At 65.5% G+C, this 15,485-nt stretch carries 16 protein-coding genes; 10 read left to right on the top strand and 6 right to left on the bottom strand.

Features of this window, described 5'->3' with window-relative positions; translation table 11 throughout:
- Positions 1-117: 117 nt before the first annotated feature.
- Genes CBM2586_RS20375 through CBM2586_RS20355 form a run of 5 tightly spaced genes read right to left on the bottom strand, consistent with a single transcriptional unit; the run spans position 118 to position 4,393 of the window.
- The gene (locus tag CBM2586_RS20375) at positions 118-744 is read right to left on the bottom strand and encodes an N-carbamoylsarcosine amidohydrolase (RefSeq protein ID WP_115689480.1); all 627 of its coding nucleotides are present in this window, start codon (positions 742-744) and stop codon (positions 118-120) included.
- Positions 744-1,802: a 2,5-dihydroxypyridine 5,6-dioxygenase gene (locus CBM2586_RS20370; RefSeq protein ID WP_115689478.1), complete on the bottom strand. Its 1,059-nt coding sequence runs from the start codon at positions 1,800-1,802 to the stop codon at positions 744-746. The genes CBM2586_RS20375 and CBM2586_RS20370 overlap by 1 nt, the downstream gene beginning before the upstream one ends.
- A gap of 16 nt (positions 1,803-1,818) precedes the next feature.
- Positions 1,819-2,646 carry an alpha/beta fold hydrolase gene (locus tag CBM2586_RS20365; protein WP_115665188.1) on the bottom strand — a complete coding sequence of 276 codons (828 nt, stop codon included), beginning with the start codon at positions 2,644-2,646 and terminating at the stop codon, positions 1,819-1,821.
- A gap of 9 nt (positions 2,647-2,655) precedes the next feature.
- A complete protein-coding gene (locus CBM2586_RS20360) occupies positions 2,656-3,408 on the bottom strand; it encodes a maleate cis-trans isomerase family protein (protein ID WP_115689476.1) in 753 nt (250 codons plus the stop codon).
- Positions 3,409-3,430: 22 nt separating this feature from the next.
- Positions 3,431-4,393: an amidohydrolase family protein gene (locus CBM2586_RS20355; RefSeq protein ID WP_115689474.1), complete on the bottom strand. Its 963-nt coding sequence runs from the start codon at positions 4,391-4,393 to the stop codon at positions 3,431-3,433.
- Positions 4,394-4,845: 452 nt separating this feature from the next.
- Between CBM2586_RS20355 and CBM2586_RS20350 the strand changes: the two genes are divergently transcribed.
- The 10 genes from CBM2586_RS20350 to CBM2586_RS20305 all read left to right on the top strand — a co-directional run bounded on the left by CBM2586_RS20350 (position 4,846) and on the right by CBM2586_RS20305 (position 14,826).
- Positions 4,846-6,450, top strand: coding sequence for an MFS transporter (locus CBM2586_RS20350; protein WP_115665192.1), 1,605 nt, complete (start codon positions 4,846-4,848; stop codon positions 6,448-6,450).
- A 166-nt stretch (positions 6,451-6,616) separates the two neighbouring features.
- Positions 6,617-7,834, top strand: coding sequence for an ABC transporter substrate-binding protein (locus tag CBM2586_RS20345; protein ID WP_115689470.1), 1,218 nt, complete (start codon positions 6,617-6,619; stop codon positions 7,832-7,834).
- Between the two features lie 8 nt (positions 7,835-7,842).
- Positions 7,843-8,616 (top strand): ABC transporter ATP-binding protein, encoded by a 774-nt coding sequence (locus CBM2586_RS20340; protein WP_115689468.1) that lies wholly within the window; start codon positions 7,843-7,845, stop codon positions 8,614-8,616.
- Complete coding sequence (locus CBM2586_RS20335; RefSeq protein ID WP_115665195.1) at positions 8,613-9,350, top strand: ABC transporter ATP-binding protein; 738 nt, start codon at positions 8,613-8,615, stop codon at positions 9,348-9,350. The genes CBM2586_RS20340 and CBM2586_RS20335 overlap by 4 nt, the downstream gene beginning before the upstream one ends.
- Before the next feature lie 12 nt (positions 9,351-9,362).
- Complete coding sequence (locus tag CBM2586_RS20330) at positions 9,363-10,247, top strand: branched-chain amino acid ABC transporter permease (protein ID WP_115665196.1); 885 nt, start codon at positions 9,363-9,365, stop codon at positions 10,245-10,247.
- A complete protein-coding gene (locus tag CBM2586_RS20325) occupies positions 10,247-11,290 on the top strand; it encodes a branched-chain amino acid ABC transporter permease (RefSeq protein WP_115689466.1) in 1,044 nt (347 codons plus the stop codon). The genes CBM2586_RS20330 and CBM2586_RS20325 overlap by 1 nt, the downstream gene beginning before the upstream one ends.
- Before the next feature lie 82 nt (positions 11,291-11,372).
- Positions 11,373-11,678 (top strand): non-heme iron oxygenase ferredoxin subunit, encoded by a 306-nt coding sequence (locus CBM2586_RS20320; protein ID WP_115665198.1) that lies wholly within the window; start codon positions 11,373-11,375, stop codon positions 11,676-11,678.
- Positions 11,679-11,689: 11 nt separating this feature from the next.
- On the top strand, positions 11,690-12,970 hold the full coding sequence (locus CBM2586_RS20315; RefSeq protein ID WP_115689464.1) for an NAD(P)/FAD-dependent oxidoreductase: 1,281 nt from the start codon (positions 11,690-11,692) through the stop codon (positions 12,968-12,970).
- Positions 12,971-12,983: 13 nt separating this feature from the next.
- Entirely contained in the window at positions 12,984-14,273 is a 1,290-nt protein-coding gene (locus tag CBM2586_RS20310) for an aromatic ring-hydroxylating dioxygenase subunit alpha (RefSeq protein WP_115665200.1), read from the top strand.
- A gap of 28 nt (positions 14,274-14,301) precedes the next feature.
- Positions 14,302-14,826, top strand: coding sequence for an aromatic-ring-hydroxylating dioxygenase subunit beta (locus CBM2586_RS20305; RefSeq protein WP_115665201.1), 525 nt, complete (start codon positions 14,302-14,304; stop codon positions 14,824-14,826).
- Positions 14,827-14,873: 47 nt separating this feature from the next.
- Here the strand turns inward: CBM2586_RS20305 and CBM2586_RS20300 are convergent, their stop codons facing one another.
- Complete coding sequence (locus tag CBM2586_RS20300; RefSeq protein ID WP_115666471.1) at positions 14,874-15,404, bottom strand: MarR family winged helix-turn-helix transcriptional regulator; 531 nt, start codon at positions 15,402-15,404, stop codon at positions 14,874-14,876.
- Positions 15,405-15,485 lie beyond the last annotated feature (81 nt).

Genomic DNA, 15,485 nt, shown 5'->3' with positions numbered 1-15,485 from the left:
TTCCGATGATAAGCGTGGCTTATTCAGCATACTGACCAAAATCCTATGAAAATGCGGGCGGCCCTGTCAATTGCGGCTTTACCGCATCCCGGCAGCCCGTCATGCCCTTGCGGGCACCTAGTCCCGCACGCCGATGGCGGCAAGCCCCTCCGCCCGCGTGGCGACCGTTGCGTATTTCTGCGCCATGTCGAACAGGTTGGCCTCGTGCGGCGCCAGCGCGCGGTCGCCCACGCAGTCGGACAGCACCAGCGGGCGGAAGCCGTACTGCATCGCATCGACCACGCTGGCACGCACGCAGCCGCTGGTGACGGCCCCGGCCACAAGCAGCGTGCGCACGCCGCGCTGCGTCAGCCACGCCGCCAGCGACGTGCCGAAGAACGCCGACGGCACGGTCTTGCGCACCACCAGTTCGCCAGGGCGCGGGGCCAGATCTGCCACGATGGCGCTGTTGAAGGCTTGCTCCTTCAGCGTCAGCATGTTCGGCACCTTCATCGAGAACACGTTGTGGTCGGCGCCGTCGTCGGCATACACGATGCGGCTGTGCGCGACGGGCCAGCCTTCGCACCGCGCCACCGCGAGCAGCGGCACGGTATTGGCAATGGCCTCGCGGATATTGCCGCCGCCGAAGACCGCCGGATCGGCGAAGCCGTTGACGAAGTCCACGATCAGCAGCCCGAAGGGGCCGGCCAGCTCGAGCGTATTGCCAAAGCCCTGGCGCTGGTACGCGCCGATTTCCTTGTGCATCACGACTTGTCCTCCGGGTAGCGGAAGCCGTCGGTCACCTTGCCCGCGGTCACCACGTCGACGCCGTCCAGGCGCACGGTGCAGCGGCGCACCGGGATGTCGATATGGCAGGCCGTAGTGCGATGGCCGCCGGCCTCGTTGTTGGGGCCAAGCGAAAACAGGAAGTTGCCCTCGAACGCGCGCGCATCCATGCCGATGGTGGCCTCACGGTCGTACAGGCCCAGCGTCGACCAATGCGCGCGCGGCTGCAGGCCCCAGCCGATATGCGAGATCGCATAGGCTTCGGGATCGTTGAACGACGCCATGTATTCGCTCAGCAACTCCGCATGGAGCCCGCCTTCGATGCGCGTCGCAAAGCCTGCTTCCACCGTCAGGCGGATCGGCTCGGTGACGTAGGTCTTCTGCGGCAGCAGGATGTCGCCCTTGTCCAGCACGATGGTCCCGTAAGCGGCGCCTTCATTCGGCCAGGTCAGCGCGAAGCCGCTCGGCCAGTGGTCCCACCGCCCCGGCTCGTCAACAAAGCCATACTCGCTGATCGCGGGGAATTCCCCCAGCGGGCAGCGCAGGTCGGTGCCGGCGGGCGAGACCACGTGCATTTCCCTTGCGCTTGCCAGGCGTTGCGAAGCCGCCTTCACGCGTTCGCGATCGGCCTCGCAAGGCACCATGCGCGCCAGCACCTCGGGCGGCTCGACGGCCAGCAGGATCCTGGTTCCGCCCTGCAGGATCTCGTGCTGCTCGGGCGAGAACAGCAGCGTCATCAGATCCAGCACCAGGTCGCTCGCCTTCAGCGCGGCGATGGCCGCCGGGTTGCCGGTCAGCGGCGTGGTGCCGAGGTAGGCGAGCGCATCGCGGCTCAGTGCCTTTTCGCCATTGACAGGCGGCAGGTCAAGCCGGTTGACGATGGCGCCCATCGACTGCGTGGCGGTGAGCGCGGTGGACAGCGTCTGCGGGTGGGTGGCGGCGCTGGTCAGGATGGTGACGGTCTGGCCCGGCTCCAGCCGGGACAGCCGCAGCACCTTGCGCCAGGCCTCGATCATCTGGTGGTCGCTTACCGGCATGTCGGTTCCTTGTTCGTCATTGCAACAGCGGCGCGCCGAGGAAATCCTCCAGCGCCGCGTAAAAGCCCGCTTCGTCGTCCCACGGGATCATGTGGCCCGCATTGGCGACGTGACTGACCAGCACGCCTGGCAGCAGCGTACGAATCTCCGCGACGTCTTCGGGCCGGACCACGTCGCCGCGGCCGGCGGTCATCAACAACGTGGGCACCCCGACCCGCGGCATGTCGGCGTGGATGTCGTCGCGGTGGAAATCCTCGAAGCTGCGCACCACCGCCTCTTCATTGCAGGTGTGCAGCCATTCGGCACGCAGGCGCAACTGCTCGTCGGTCCAGGTCGGGCAGAAGCGGCGCATGCCATCCAGGTCGGTGCCTTGCCGGGACAGCCGGATCGAATCGACGTACCACGGCAGCTGCGCCGGATACGGGCGGCGCCCGGGCCCCGACACGGGCGGATCGACCATCACCAGCCGCGCCAGCCCGCCCGGCTGTCCCGCCGCGGCACGCAGGCCGATCCGCGCGCCCATCGAATGGCCGACCACGCTGTAGCGCGGCAGGCCCAGCGCTTCGGCAAAGGCCGTTACGTCGCGCGCCTGCGCGTCGAGGCCGTATTCGAGCTCCGGCTCCGCCGACGACAGCCCGCGGCCGCGCACGTCGAGGATGTAGGTGTCGAAGCGCGTGCCGAAGTGCTCGCCGACAAAGCCCCAGGTGATCGCGGGGCTGGTGATGCCCGGCACGATCACGACGGCGTCGCGCGCGGCGCGCTCGCCCTGATTGCCGCCGTAGCGCAGGTAATGCTGCCGGATGCCGTTGGCGTGGACATGGCCTCCGTACAGGAAGGTACTCATGGCCGCTCCTCAGTAGGCGCCGGACAGCAGCGCACCCGCGCCCGGCACGACCGGCTCCAGGTCCAGTGCACGGAGCATCGCGTACGTCGTGGCGATGGCGGCGGTAAGCACCGGCTTGCCGGTCATCGCCTCGACCTTTGCCACGGCAGGAAGCGACGGCATCTGCACGCAGGCAGACAGCACGATCACGTCGGCGTCCCGCGTGTTCATCTGCGCGACGATACCGGGCAGGCGCGCGGGGTCGTGGCGGCCGACTTCCAGGTTGTCGGGGATTTCCAGCGCGCGGTAGTCCACGACTTCATAACCCTCGTTGCGGATGTAGTCCACCACCAGTTCGGTCAGTGGCTTCATGTAGGGCGCCACCACCGCAATGCGCTTCGCGCCCATCACCTTGAGCGCATCCACCAGTGCGCCGGCACTGGTGATGACAGGGGCATCGCCGCCGTTGGCCGTGGTATGCGCCTTCAGGCGCTGTTCGGACTGCCGGTGGTAGCCATGGCCCATCGCCATGATCGCGACCAGGCACGCATAGCCGAGCACATCGACGCGGGCATCGCTTAGTTCCACTGCGCAGCGGTCGGACTCGGCATCCATTGCCGCCAGCTCTTCCTTGACCACCTTCTTCATCCGCATGCGGCTCGAGTGGAAGGTGAAGCGCTCCGGGCGGATCTGCTGGCGCGCCGTCAGCATGGCGGGGATTTCGGTTTCCATCGTCGTGTTCGAACTGGGGACGATCTGGCCGATACGAAGGACTTTTTGCATTAGGGGTTCCCGGTGGGTGCGATCAGAGCTTGAGCAGGCGTTGCGCGTTGCCGTGGCAGACCAGCGCGCGCGTGGTGTCGTCGAGCGGTGCGCTGTCGATGAACTTCGCGGCCGCTTCAGTGGATTCATAGGGATAGTCGACCGAGAACATCACCGCCTGCGGTCCCAGTTCGGCAATGGCGCCCATCAGCGCGCCGTGCGAACACACGCCCGAGGTAGTGATGACGATATTGCGGCCGATGTACTCGGACGGCGCGCGCTGCAGCTTGACGCCGTGCGAATAGACCGCGAAGCGGCTGTCAAAGCGCCAGCGCTGGTACGGCAAGCCCTCGCCCATATGTCCGAGGATCAGCTTCAGGCGCGGGAAGCGGTCGAACACGCCGCTGAACAACAACCGCAGCGCATGCGATGCGGTTTCCACGCCCCACCCCCACGCCGCCCCCGCCAGCTCCGGATGACCTGCGAGCACTTGCGGCGACACGAAGGCATCGGTGGGATGCAGGTACATCGGCACATCCAGCGCCTGCATGCGCTCCCAGAAACCGTCATACGCAGGGTCATCGTAGTAGCGACCATGCGTATGGCCGTTTACCAGCGAGCCCTTGAAGCCGAGCTGCTGCACGGCGCGCTCCAGTTCGGCCGCCGCCTGCCCGGGATCCTGCATCGGTAGCGCGGCAAAGCCGGCATAGCGCGTCGGATGGCGGGCGATCTGCGCCGCCAGGAAGTCATTGCTCTCGCGCGCCCGTGCCAGCGCCAGGCCGGCGTCAGGCTCGCCCTGCACGCCCGGGCCGGTTTGCGACAACACGGTGATGTCGATGCCGCACCGGTCCATCTCGGCAAGCCGCTCTTCGTCGAAATCGGCAAGGCGGCGACCGAGCTCGGCGAGCACCGCCGGATCGATATGCTGCGTAAACCCTTTGGAATATGCCTGGAAACCAGGGGTCATGAAATGCTCTTCCAGGGCGATCTTCTTCACATGGTTCATGCTGGTGGGGGCTCCTGATGGGTGGAATCGCTGCGTGCCGAGCTTGTCCCGCATGCGCAAACGCGTTGCATCGCTAATTGCTCAGTACACTGATTAGTTTTGGATTCTAGTCAGCGACATTTCAAAAGTCCAGACGCGGCGCGAAGGGTTAACACCTATAACGATGAGCAAAGTCGCTCAGTACACTGATTCGCAGATGATCAGTATGCTGACGATATGAAATAACCGTTTAAATCGGGCTTTCCGGCGCCTTTGCAAGACAGCGGGCGGCGTCGGCACTGGCCTGTATTTTGCTCAGCATACTGCGCTTCTCATCAGCATACTGACTGATGCACCGGCAGCATGCAGCGCTGCACAGCGGCAAGCCATGAACGAGCCGCGCCACCGGCGCCTGCACCACCGGGAAGCAAACAAACAACAGAGACAACGGCCTGACCAAGAGGACCCCCGCCATGACGATCAGCCTGACCCGCGCCGAGACACGCGCCCAAGCCTCCGGCATGACTGTTGAAGAACGCAAGGTCATCCTTGCCTCATCCTTCGGCGCCCTGATGGAGTGGTATGACTTCTACATCTACGCGGCGCTGGCCGTGTACTTCGGCGCTCTGTTCTTTCCGCCGGGCAACGAAACAGCCGCTTTCCTGGCGAGCCTGGCCACCTTTGGCGCCGGCTTCCTGATCCGCCCCGTGGGCGCGCTGCTGTTCGGGCGCCTGGGCGACCTGATCGGCCGCAAGTACACCTTCCTGGTCACCATCCTGCTGATGGGGGTGGCCACGGTGGGCGTGGGCGTGCTGCCGACGTACCAGCAGATCGGCATCACCGCCACCGTGCTGCTGGTCCTGTTGCGGCTGCTGCAGGGCCTGGCACTTGGCGGCGAAGTGGGCGGCGCGGTCACATACGTCGCCGAGCACTCGCCGACGAGCAAGCGAGGTCTCTACACCAGTTCGCTGCAGACCACCGCCACCCTGGGCCTGCTGTCCTCGCTGTTCGTGGTGTACCTGCTCAAGACCTTCCTGACCGAAGCGGAATTCCGCGCGTGGGGCTGGCGCATCCCGTTCATCGTGTCGCTGGTGATGCTGGTGATCTCGGTCTATATCCGCGGCAAGCTGCATGAATCGCCGGTATTCGCGCGCATGAAGGCGGGCAACGCCACCTCGAAGTCTCCCATCCGCGAGAGCTTCACCCAGTGGAAGAACCTGAAGTCGGTGCTGCTGCTGTTCGTGGTGGCCGCCGGGCTTGGCGCGATCTTCGGCACCGGCCACTTCTACAGCATGTTCTTCCTCAACAAGACGCTGCAGGTGCCGATCGAAACCGTGCACAAGCTGATCGCGATCGCACTGGTGGTAGCCACGCCGTGCTACCTGTTCTTCGGCTGGTTGTCCGATCGTATCGGCCGCAAGTACATCATGATGGCGGCGTGCCTGCTGGCTGCGCTATGCACCCAGCCGGTGTTCAAGGGACTGACCCACTACGCCAATCCGGCGCTGGAGCAGTTCCAGCGGCAAGGCACGGTGCAGGTGACCGCAGGCGACTGCAAGGCGCGCCTGTTTGGCGAACCGGTGTCAGCCTGCGACAAGATCCGCGGCTACCTGACCGACCTGGGCGTAGGCTACACCTTCGTGCCAGCCAGCAACCCGGCCCAGGCGGAAGTGCGGATCGGCGAGCGCACGCTGCAGGGTTTCGACCGCGCCGCCATCAAGGGCGCACTGGTCGCGGCCGGCTGGCCGGAACGCGCCGATCCGGCCCGGATGAATACGCCGATGGTGTTCCTATTGCTGCTGGTGCCGATCCTGTTCCTGGCCATGGTCTATGGCCCGATGGCCGCCTTCATGGTCGAGCTGTTCCCGGCGAGGGTGCGCTACACCTCGCTGTCGCTGCCCTTCCACCTAGGTGCGGGCTGGGTTGGAGGCATGCTGTCGTTCGTGGTCACGGCAATGAACGTGTCCAGCGGCGACGTGTACTTTGGCCTGTGGTATCCGGTGGTCATCGCCGGACTCGCCTTCGTCATCGGCATGGTGTTCGTGCCGGAGACGCGCGGACGCGACCTGTCCACCTGAGCACTGCCACCCGGCGCACTTGCAGGGCGGAGAAATCCGCCCTTTTCATCGGCATATATTCAGCATACTGAATTAATTACCGCGCGAGCGCAGCGATGGCGCCCGCGGCGGGCGAATGCAGCCATCGCCAACTTCCATCCCTTCGCGCAGACAACCTGGAGCCCCCATGTCCACCTCTCGCATCCTCCGCACCCTTGCCGCGTCATCCGCCGTGCTCGGCCTGGCGCAGGCCACGCCCGCCCTGGCCGACGCCAGCGGCGTGAAGATCGGCGTCATCACCGATATGTCCGGCTCCTATGCCGACCTGTCCGGCAAGGGCTCCGTCGTCGCCGCCCAGATGGCCGTCGAGGAGTTCGGCGGCAAGGCGCTGGGCAAGCCCGTCACGGTGCTGTCAGCCGATCACCAGAACAAGGCCGATATTGCCTCGTCGCTGGCGCGCCGCTGGTTCGATACCGACGGCGTCGACATGGTGATCGACTTCCCCAATTCATCGACGGCGCTGGCGGTGCAGGAAGTGGCGCGCCAGAAGCAGAAGATCGATATCGTCTCCACTGGCGGCGCCATGGCGCTGACCAACCAGAACTGCTCGTCTACGGGATTCCACTGGGCCTGGGACACCTATTCCGTGTCGTATCCGCTGGTCCGGCGCCTGATCGATCAGGGCCGCAACAGCTGGTACTACATCACGGTGGACTACGCCTTTGGCCAGTCGCTAGAGGCCGACTTCCGCAAGGCAGTGGACGCCGGCGGCGGCAAGAACGTGGGCAGCACGCGCCATCCGCTCAATGCCAGCGACTTCAGCAGCCCGGTGGTCGCGGCGTCGGCATCCAAGGCCAAGGTCGTGGTGCTGGCCAATGCCGGCAATGACATGATCAACGGGGTCAAGGCCGCCGGCGAGTTCGGGCTGATCAAGGCGGGGCAGACGGTGATCACGCCGTCCACCTTCATCACCGATCTCAAGAGCCTGGGACTGCCCGCCGCGCAGGGCCTCACCTACGTCGACCCGTTCAGGCTCGACCTCGACGCGAAGTCGAAGGACTTCGTCGAGCGCTACTACAAGCGCCACAAGGCATATCCCACCCATGGGCAGATCGGTGTCTACTCGGGCGTGCTGCATTACCTGAAGTCCGTGGAAGCCGCCAAGACCGTCGAGGGCCCCGCGGTGGCGGACAAGATGCGCGCCCTGCCCGTCAACGATGCCTTCGTGCGCAATGGCAAGGTCCGGATCGATGGGCGCATGGTGCACGACATGTACCTGGCCCAGGCCAAGACGCCGGCGGAATCGAAAGGCGCGTGGGACCTGGTCAAGTACATCGGCACGATCCCTGGCGACGAAGCCTTCCGCCCGCTGTCCGCCAGCGAATGCCCGCTGGTCAAGAAGTGAGCGCGCCAATGCCTGAGCAAGACGTGATCCTGCGCACGCAGGGGCTGACCAAGGCGTTCAAGGGCTTTACCGCCGTCAGCGATGTCAGCCTGTCGGTGCGGCGGGGCTCGATCCATGCGCTGATCGGCCCCAACGGCGCCGGCAAGACCACCTGCTTCAACCTGCTGACCAAGTTTCACGCGCCGTCGTCCGGCTCCATCCATTTCAACGGTGCCGACATCACCGCGCTGCGGCCGGCGCAGATCGCCCGCATGGGCGTGATCCGCTCGTTCCAGATTTCGGCGGTGTTCCCGCAGCTGACCGTGCTGGAGAACGTGCGCATCGCGCTGCAGCGCAAGCTGGGCACGTCGTGGCATTTCTGGCGCGGCAGGCGCTCGCTGTCGCGGCTGGAGGCGCGCGCCATGGAACTGCTGGATGACGTGGGCCTTGCCGGCTTCGCGCATCTCGGCACGGCCGAATTGGCCTATGGCCGCAAGCGCGCGCTGGAGCTGGCTACCACGCTCGCCACCGATCCCGAGCTGATGCTGCTGGACGAGCCCACGCAGGGCATGGGCCACGAGGACGTCGAGACCGTGACCGCGCTGATCAAGCGTGTGTCGGCTGGACGGACCGTGCTGATGGTGGAGCACAACATGAGCGTGGTCTCGTCGATCGTCGATCGCATCACGGTGCTGCAGCGCGGCGCCGTGCTGGCCGAAGGCACGTATGGCGAGATCTCGCGCAACCCGCAGGTGAAGGAAGCCTATATGGGAACCACGGAAGACCAGCAGGAGGCCGCATGACCGCAACCGCCACCCCCGCCCTGGAATTGCGGGGCCTGCATGCCTGGTACGGCGAATCGCACATCCTGCACGGCGTCGACCTGGCGGTCCAGCCGGGCGAAGTGGTGACGCTGCTGGGCCGCAACGGCGCGGGCCGTACCACCACGCTGCGCGCCATCATGGGACTGCTTGGCACGCGCAAGGGCTCGGTGCAAGTCTTCGGCCGGGAAACCATCGGCATGAAGACCCACCGCATCGCGCCGCTGGGGCTGGGGTATTGCCCGGAGGAACGCGCCATCTTTGCCAGCCTGTCGTGCGAAGAGAACCTGATGCTGCCGCCTGCCTTCGAGGCAGCGCCGGGCGCGACGGGACTGCGCGAGCCCATGTCCGTTGCCGAGATCTACGAGATGTTCCCCAACCTGCACGAGCGGCGCAAGAGCCCGGGCACGCGCATGTCGGGCGGCGAGCAGCAGATGCTGGCGGTGGCGCGCATCCTGCGCACCGGCGCCAGCGTGCTGCTGCTCGACGAGATCTCGGAGGGGCTGGCCCCGGTGATCGTACAGAAGCTCGCGAAGATGATCGCCACGCTGCGCCGCCGGGGCTACACCATCGTCATGGTGGAACAGAACTTCCGCTTCGCGGCGCCGCTGGCGGACCGCTTTTTCGTGATGGAGCACGGCCGCATCGTGGAGGCCTTCGCCGCCAGCGAGCTGGAACGGAAGATGCCCGCGCTCAACGCCCTGCTGGGCGTGTAAGGAGACCTTGTCATGGAATTGTTTGGAGTGCCCTTGCCCGCGCTGCTGAGCCAGCTGCTGCTGGGGCTGGTCAACGGATCGTTCTACGCGATCCTGAGCCTGGGGCTGGCCGTGATCTTCGGCCTGCTCAACGTGATCAATTTCGCCCATGGCGCGTTGTTCATGCTGGGCGCTGTGCTGGCGTGGATGGGCCTGAATTACCTTGGGATCAACTACTGGCTGATGCTGCTGCTGGCGCCGCTGGCGGCCGGTGCGCTGGGCGTGGTGCTGGAGCGCACCATGCTGCGCCACCTGTACCGCTTCGACCACCTGTATGGGCTGCTGCTGACGCTCGGCATCTGCCTGCTGATCGAAGGCCTGCTGCGCTCGGTCTATGGAGTCTCCGGCCTGCCCTACCCCACGCCGCAGGCGTTGACCGGCGTCAGCCAGCTGGGCTTCATGGTGCTGCCCAACTACCGCGCCTGGGTGGTGCTGGCCTCGCTGACGGTGTGCTTCGCCACCTGGTTCATGATCGAGAAGACCCGGCTGGGCGCCTACCTGCGCGCCGGCACCGAGAATCCGCGCATGGTCGAGGCCTTCGGCGTCAACGTGCCGCTGCTGGTGACGCTGACCTATGCCTTCGGCGTAGGCCTGGCGGCGCTTGCGGGTGTGCTCGCCGCGCCAGTCATGCAGGTGTCGCCGCTGATGGGGCAGAACCTGATCATCACGGTGTTCGCGGTGGTGGTGATCGGCGGCATGGGGTCGATCCTCGGCTCGATCTTTACCGGGCTGGGGCTGGGTGTGTTCGAAGGCATCACCAAGGTCTATTACCCCGAAGCCTCCGCGACCGTTGTCTTTGTCGCCATGGTCTGCGTGCTGCTGGTGCGACCGGCCGGCCTGTTTGGAAAGGAGAAATGATGGCAAGCCACACTAACGCAACGCGGCCGCTGCTCGCCTATGGACTGCTGCTGGCGGCCCTGCTGCTCGCGCCCTGGCTGGGCGCCTACCCGGTACTGGTGATGAAGCTGCTGTGCTTCGCGCTGTTTGCCTGCGCCTTCAACCTGCTGCTGGGCTATACCGGGCTGGTGTCCTTCGGCCATGCCGCCTTCTTCGGCGGCGCGGCCTATGCCTGTGGCTACGCGATGAAGTCGCTGCAGCTTCCGCCGGGACTGGCCTTGCTGGCCGGCACTGCATTCGGCGCCCTGCTGGGACTGGTGTTCGGCGCGCTGGCGATCCGCCGCCAGGGTATCTACTTCGCCATGATCACGCTGGCGCTGGCGCAGATGTTCTACTTCTTCTGCCTGCAGGCACCGGTGACCGGGGGCGAAGATGGCATGCAGGCGGTACCGCGCGGCGAACTGTTCGGCGTGCTGCCGCTGGCGTCCGACCACACCATGTACTACGTCGTGCTGGCGATCACGGTCGCAGCCTTCCTTGCCATCATGCGTATCGTCAACTCGCCCTTCGGGCAGATCCTGCGGGCGATCAAGGGGAACGAGCCGCGCGCCGTCTCGCTGGGCTATGACGCGGACCGGTTCAAGCTGCTGGCGTTCGTGCTGTCGTCAGCGCTGGCGGGGCTGGCGGGGGCGCTCAAGACACTGGTGCTGGGCTTCGCCACGCTGACCGATGTGCACTGGATGATGTCGGGCTCCGTGATCCTCATGACGCTGGTCGGTGGCATGGGGACCCTGTCCGGCCCGCTGGTCGGCGCGCTGGTCATTGTCGCGCTGGAGAACAAGCTGGGGGATGCGGGCAACGCGCTGGCGGAGATGACCGGGATCGGCTGGTTCGATACGCTGGGCGAGTCGGTCAGCATGGTGACCGGGCTGATCTTCGTGGTCTGCGTGCTGACTTTCCGCCGCGGCATCATGGGCGAGATCCTGGCGCGGTGGCAGGCACGTCCCACGCTGCGGCACAGTGCCGCGCCTACGCCCGCGACGGCACGCACCAGTCAGGGTTAACGAGGATTCTTCGCGCCACAAACATCAGTACACTGATCTTATATGATCAGTGTACTGACAAATTAGATTCACGGAGATAACCATGACATGGATTCACATCGATGCGGCCAACACGCTGCAGAACGACGAGGTGATGCCGCTGACGCTGGGCGATCGCCAGCTTGCCGTCTATCGCAGCGATGACGCGTACTTTGTCACCGACAACGTCTGCACGCACCAGTACGCCCTGCTGTCGGACGGCTACCTGGAAGACGGCTGCATCGAATGCCCGCTGCACCAGGCGCGCTTCGACATCCGCACCGGCAAGGCAATGTGCGCGCCCGCCACCGGCGATATCCGCACCTATCCGGTCAAGATCGAAGACAGCCGGGTGTGGGTCGAGCTGTAAGGGAGCCAGTCATGACACAGCAAACGCCCATCCTGATCGTCGGCGCCGGCCAGGCGGGGGCCATGGCGGCCGCGGCGCTTCGCGGACTTGGCTACGGTGGCCGCATCGTCATGGCGGGCGGCGAACGGCACGCCCCATACGAGCGCCCGCCTCTGTCCAAGTCCGTGCTCGCCGATGCCGGACAGGAGGGGAAGCTCGGCGTGCACCCCGCCAGCTTCTATGCTGACCAAGGCATAGAGCTGCGGCTGGGCACCTGCGTCACCGCGCTCGATGCCGCACGGCATGTCGCGCACCTGGCCGACGGCAGCGCCATCGGCTACGGCGCCTGCCTGCTGGCTACCGGAGGCAATGCCCGCGTGCTGCCGGCGCTGCCGCCGGGCACGCCACATGTGCATTACCTGCGCTCGCTGGACGATGCGGCGCGCCTGCGCGACGCCATGCAGCACGTTGGCGAGCTCGTGGTGATCGGCGGCGGCTTCCTTGGCCTGGAGACCGCGTCGACCGCCGCAGGCATGGGCCTGAAGGTCACGCTGGTCGAAAGCGCGGACTGCCTGCTTGGCCGCGCCCTGCCGCCGGAGCTTGGTGCATGGCTGGCGGACCGGGTGCGGGCGCAAGGCGTGACCCTGCGCCTCGGTTGCGGCATTGCCGCTTGCAACACCCGCGACCATGGCGTGCATCTGCAACTGGCTGACGGTTCGGTGCTGCACGCACCGCTGGTGGTGGTCGCCATCGGCCTGACACCGGAAGTGACGCTTGCCGCCGGCACTGGTCTGGCGCTGCATCCGCAGAACGGCGGCATCCAGGTCGACGAACAGTGCCGCACCAGCGCGGAAGGAATCTACGCCGCCGGCGACTGCTGCAGCCAGTACCAGCCGCTGTTCGGCACCGAGGTCCGGCTCGAGTCCTGGCAAAGCGCCAATGAGCAGGGACGCATCGCTGCGGCGTCCCTGCTGGGCGTGGCGGCGGAACCCGCTGCGCTGCCGTGGTTCTGGACCGACCAGTTTGGCTGCAACGTGCAGATGCTCGGCGCCGCGCATCCGGATATCCGCTATGCCTGGCGCGGTATCGGGGCCCACGATGCCGCCGCCCCGAAATTCATGCTGCTCGGCACCCGCCACGGCCGCCTGAGCCATGCCATTGCCGTGAATGCCGGCGGCGACCTGCGCCAGCTTCGCTCACTGGTCGGCCACGACGTCACCGCCTGTTTCGCGCGCCTGTGCGACGACACCCTGCCGCTGCGGCAGGTCGTCCGCGCATGGCAGGCAGAAGCCGACCGCTCCATCACACTCTGAGAGGACCCCCCACATGTACCAGACACAAGCGGTGATCCAGCACACGCTGGGCAAGAAGAACCCGGGACTGGCTGAATGCCGCTGGCCCGAGGACGGCCTCCACTACATCCCGGACTGGGTCTATACCAGCCAGGCCGTCCATGATCTGGAGCTGCAGAAAATCTTCCGCGGCCGCTCGTGGAATTACGTCGCGCTTGAAGCTGAGATCCCCAATGCCGGGGACTTCAAGCGCTCGTATGTCGGCGCGACGCCGGTGGTCGTCTCGCGCGCCGAGGATGGCTCGATCAATGTCTTCGAAAACCGGTGCGCGCACCGCGGCGCAGAGTTCTGCCGCCACAGCCAGGGCAACACCAAGGAATTCGTCTGCCCCTACCACCAGTGGTCCTACGACTTGAAGGGCAACCTGCAGGGCGTTCCGTTCAAACGCGGCGTCAACCGCGCCGGCGGCATGCCCAAGGACTTCCGCAACGAAGACCATGGGCTGGTGAAGCTGCACGTGGCAACGCGCAATGGCGTGATCTTTGCCTCATACGCGCCTGACATGGAAAGCCTGGAAGACTACATGACGCCGGAGATCCTGAAGGACTTCGACGTGGTCTTCAACGGCAAGCCGCTCAAGGTGCTCGGCTATTACAAGAACGAGCTGCCGTGCAACTGGAAGATGTACCACGAGAACCTGAAGGACCCGTACCACGCCACGCTGCTGCACTCCTTCCTGGTGGTATTTGGCCTGCTTGTGGCGGGCAATGAATCGGCGATGATCGCCGACCCGGTGCACGGCCGCCACGGCACCATGGCATCCGCCAAGAAGGAAGACAAGTACGCGGCCGTCAGCGACGAGAACAAGAAGGAGATGCGCTCGTACCACGAAGGCATGCAGCTGGAGGACGAGCGCTTCCTGGAGTACGTGCGCGAGTTCGACTCGCCATGGTCGGTGACAATGCAGACGATCTGGCCGAACCTGATCGTGCAGCGCGAGATGAACACGCTCGGCGTGCGCCAGATCGTGCCCAACGGTCCCGACAGCATGCTGATGCTGTGGACCATGTTCGGCTACGAGGACGATACCGGGGAAATGACGCAGCACCGCCTGCGCCAGGGCAACCTGATGGGCCCGGCCGGCTTCCTCGGGCTGGAGGACAACGAGGCGATGAAGTTCGTGCAGGAAGGCGTGCGCCGCTCCAGCAGCGATCTCAACGTGCTCAAGCTGGACGCGCAGCAGATCGGCACGTCCAGCTCCCTGATCTCTGAATCCGCGATCCGCGCGATGTACCAGTACTATCGCGGCGTGATGGGATTCTGAACGCCGCCTGACCGGAATCCAAAGCAATATGAAACCGCTGAACTACTCCCTCTATCGCGAGAGCACCCTCGGCACCGCGCGCGCGATCGAACTGAGGCTGGAGATCGATGCCTTCCACGCTGACTATTGCGCGGTGCTCGACGCTGGCATGGTCGAGCAATGGCCAGGCTTCTTCACCGAGGATGCGCTCTACCGCATCACTGCGCGCGAGAACGCCGAACGCAACCTGCCCGTCGGGCTGGTGTATGCCGAAGGCATCGGCATGATGCGCGACCGCGCCGCGGCGATCGCCAATACGCAGATGTTCGCGCCGCGCTACAACCTGCACCTGGTGACCAACACGCGGGTCAGCGCTGAAACAGCCGACGGCGATATCGTGGCGCAGGCCAACTTCATGCTGTTGCAGACGCTGGTAGAGGGGCCCACGACGGTCCACCTCGCCGGCACCTATCACGATCGCTTCCGCCGGCAGGGCGGCAGGCTGCTGCTGCGCGAGCGGCAGGTGGTGTACGACACCACCATCATTGCGAACGACCTGGTCTATCCGGTCTGAGCCACATCGCAATAAAAAGCGGCGGGCATAGCGCCCGCCGTTCTTGCTTACATGCTCCGCAACACGGTGCGGCTGTACTGGTTGTTGGCCTCCACTAGTGTCGCCAGCAATTCCATGAACACCTCCCGCTGCGCCGGCTTCAGCGGCGCCAGCATGCGTTCCTGCGCGCGCGCCATGTCGGCACGCAGCGACGTCACCACGCTCTTGCCTTCGCGCGTCAGGTGGACATGGCGCGTACGCCGGTCCGCAGGGTTTTCGCGGCGCTCGACCAGGCCGCGGTCTTCCAGCCGGCGCACCACATCCATCGTCGTGGTGCGGTCCAGCCCCACTTCCTGCCCCAGCGAGGTCTGATCCAGCCCAGGCAGCACCGACAATACGGTAAGGATGGCGTACTGCACCGGCGTGATATTGGGCGCCTTGCATTCCTCGAAGAACATCGCCACGTGGATCTGGTGAAGCCGCCGCACCAGAAAGCCGGGACGTGCCCACAGCAGTTCCTTGGCCGGATCCGCTTCCGCAACCGCAGTGGCCGTGCTGCTGCTTTCACTCGTTGCGCCGCGCTTTGCTCTTGGAGACATCGCCTTCACCATTTTGTATGCACACTGACAGTATATATGAGGCACGGTAACGGCGATCGCCATAACGGCTTGCAACGCATG

This window comes from Cupriavidus taiwanensis, from assembly GCF_900250115.1.
GTDB lineage: Bacteria > Pseudomonadota > Gammaproteobacteria > Burkholderiales > Burkholderiaceae > Cupriavidus > Cupriavidus taiwanensis_B.
This window is presented reverse-complemented; position numbering and strand designations above follow the sequence as displayed.

Coding starts and splice junctions, on each gene's coding strand:
- CBM2586_RS20375 (WP_115689480.1), bottom strand. CDS start 744: ATGCACAAGGAAATCGGCGCGTACCAGCGCCAGGGCTTTGGCAATACG.
- CBM2586_RS20370 (WP_115689478.1), bottom strand. CDS start 1,802: ATGCCGGTAAGCGACCACCAGATGATCGAGGCCTGGCGCAAGGTGCTG.
- CBM2586_RS20365 (WP_115665188.1), bottom strand. CDS start 2,646: ATGAGTACCTTCCTGTACGGAGGCCATGTCCACGCCAACGGCATCCGG.
- CBM2586_RS20360 (WP_115689476.1), bottom strand. CDS start 3,408: ATGCAAAAAGTCCTTCGTATCGGCCAGATCGTCCCCAGTTCGAACACG.
- CBM2586_RS20355 (WP_115689474.1), bottom strand. CDS start 4,393: ATGAACCATGTGAAGAAGATCGCCCTGGAAGAGCATTTCATGACCCCT.
- CBM2586_RS20350 (WP_115665192.1), top strand. CDS start 4,846: ATGACGATCAGCCTGACCCGCGCCGAGACACGCGCCCAAGCCTCCGGC.
- CBM2586_RS20345 (WP_115689470.1), top strand. CDS start 6,617: ATGTCCACCTCTCGCATCCTCCGCACCCTTGCCGCGTCATCCGCCGTG.
- CBM2586_RS20340 (WP_115689468.1), top strand. CDS start 7,843: ATGCCTGAGCAAGACGTGATCCTGCGCACGCAGGGGCTGACCAAGGCG.
- CBM2586_RS20335 (WP_115665195.1), top strand. CDS start 8,613: ATGACCGCAACCGCCACCCCCGCCCTGGAATTGCGGGGCCTGCATGCC.
- CBM2586_RS20330 (WP_115665196.1), top strand. CDS start 9,363: ATGGAATTGTTTGGAGTGCCCTTGCCCGCGCTGCTGAGCCAGCTGCTG.
- CBM2586_RS20325 (WP_115689466.1), top strand. CDS start 10,247: ATGGCAAGCCACACTAACGCAACGCGGCCGCTGCTCGCCTATGGACTG.
- CBM2586_RS20320 (WP_115665198.1), top strand. CDS start 11,373: ATGACATGGATTCACATCGATGCGGCCAACACGCTGCAGAACGACGAG.
- CBM2586_RS20315 (WP_115689464.1), top strand. CDS start 11,690: ATGACACAGCAAACGCCCATCCTGATCGTCGGCGCCGGCCAGGCGGGG.
- CBM2586_RS20310 (WP_115665200.1), top strand. CDS start 12,984: ATGTACCAGACACAAGCGGTGATCCAGCACACGCTGGGCAAGAAGAAC.
- CBM2586_RS20305 (WP_115665201.1), top strand. CDS start 14,302: ATGAAACCGCTGAACTACTCCCTCTATCGCGAGAGCACCCTCGGCACC.
- CBM2586_RS20300 (WP_115666471.1), bottom strand. CDS start 15,404: ATGTCTCCAAGAGCAAAGCGCGGCGCAACGAGTGAAAGCAGCAGCACG.